The sequence below is a fragment of the Streptomyces sp. NPDC026417 genome (assembly GCF_055567695.1).
In genome coordinates this window covers 1-1,778 of record NZ_JBVHPY010000116.1, presented here as the reverse complement: position 1 = coordinate 1,778, position 1,778 = coordinate 1, and the positions used below count along the sequence as shown (strand labels likewise).

1 protein-coding gene is annotated in these 1,778 nt (G+C 71.0%); it reads right to left on the bottom strand.

Going from position 1 to position 1,778, the window contains the following annotated elements; genetic code table 11:
• Window positions 1-6: 6 nt before the first annotated feature.
• Window positions 7-1,778, bottom strand: a 1,772-nt coding sequence (locus ACZ4NT_RS39285; RefSeq protein WP_467730222.1) for an acetyl/propionyl/methylcrotonyl-CoA carboxylase subunit alpha, incomplete at its 5' end; no start/stop codon positions are given.

Genomic DNA, 1,778 nt, shown 5'->3' with positions numbered 1-1,778 from the left:
GTGGGGTCAGTCCTTGATGTCGCAGATGGGGGCGCCGGAGGTGAGGGAGGCGCCGACTTCGGCGGTGAGGCCCTTGATGGTGCCGGAGCGGTGGGCGTTGAGGGGTTGTTCCATTTTCATGGCTTCGAGGACGACGACGAGGTCGCCTTCCTTGACTTCCTGGCCTTCTTCGACGGCGACCTTGACGATGGTGCCCTGCATGGGGGAGGCGAGGGTGTCGCCGGAGGCGGCGGGGCCGGACTTCTTCGCGGCGCGTCGTTTGGGTTTGGCGCCGGCGGCGAGTCCGGTGCGGGCCAGGGACATGCCCAGGCTGGAGGGCAGGGACACTTCCAGGCGTTTGCCGCCGACCTCGACGACGACGGTCTCACGGCCGCTCTCGTCGTCGGTGTCGCTCTCGGCGGGGGTGGTGAAGGCGGGGATGTCGTTGACGAACTCGGTCTCGATCCATCGGGTGTGGACGGTGAAGGGCGCGTCGGATCCGGTGAGTTCGGGAGCGAAGGCGGGGTCGGTGACGACCTTGCGGTGGAAGGTGAGGGCGGTGGCCATGCCCTCGACGGTGAATTCCTCCAGGGCGCGGGCGGCGCGCTGCAGGGCCTGGGCGCGGGTGGCGCCGGTGACGATGAGTTTGGCGAGGAGGGAGTCCCAGGCGGGGCCGATCACGCTGCCGGACTCCACGCCGGCGTCCAGGCGGACGCCGGGGCCGGAGGGCGGGGTGAAGGCGGTGACGGTGCCGGGGGCGGGCAGGAACCCGCGTCCGGGGTCCTCGCCGTTGATGCGGAACTCGATGGAGTGGCCGCGCAGGGCGGGGTCGCCGTAGCCGAGTTCCTCGCCGTCGGCGATGCGGAACATCTCCCGCACCAGGTCGATGCCGGCGACTTCCTCGGTGACGGGGTGTTCGACCTGCAGGCGGGTGTTGACCTCCAGGAAGGAGATCGTGCCGTCCAGGCCGACCAGGAACTCCACGGTGCCGGCGCCGACGTAGCCGGCCTCGCGCAGGATCGCCTTGGAGGAGGAGTACAGCTCCTCCACCTGCGCGTCGGACAGGAAGGGCGCGGGGGCCTCCTCGACCAGTTTCTGGTGGCGGCGCTGCAGGGAGCAGTCACGGGTGGAGACCACGACGACGTTGCCGTGGGTGTCGGCCAGGCACTGCGTCTCCACGTGGCGGGGCTTGTCGAGGTAGCGCTCGACGAAGCATTCCCCCCGCCCGAACGCGGCGACGGCCTCGCGGACGGCGGAGTCGTAGAGCTCGGGGACCTCTTCCAGGGTGCGGGCGACCTTCAGGCCGCGTCCGCCGCCGCCGAACGCGGCCTTGATCGCGATGGGCAGGCCGTGCTCGCGGGCGAACGCGACGACTTCCTCGGCGCCGGAGACCGGGTCCGCGGTGCCCGCGACCAGCGGCGCGCCGGCGCGCTGGGCGATGTGCCGGGCGGCGACCTTGTCCCCCAGGTCGCGGATGGCCTGCGGGGGCGGGCCGATCCAGATCAGACCCGCGTCCAGGACCGCCTGGGCGAACTCGGCGTTCTCCGAGAGAAACCCGTATCCGGGATGGACCGCGTCCGCTCCGGAGTCCTTGGCGGCCTGCAGCACCTTGGCGATGTCCAGATAACTGGTGGCCGGGGTGTCACCGCCCAACGCGAACGCCTCGTCCGCAGCACGGACATGCAGAGCGTCCCGGTCCGGTTCCGCATACACGGCAACGCTCGCGATCCCGGCATCCCGGCACGCCCGGGCCACGCGGACAGCGATTTCGCCACGGTTGGCGATGAGCACCTTGCGCA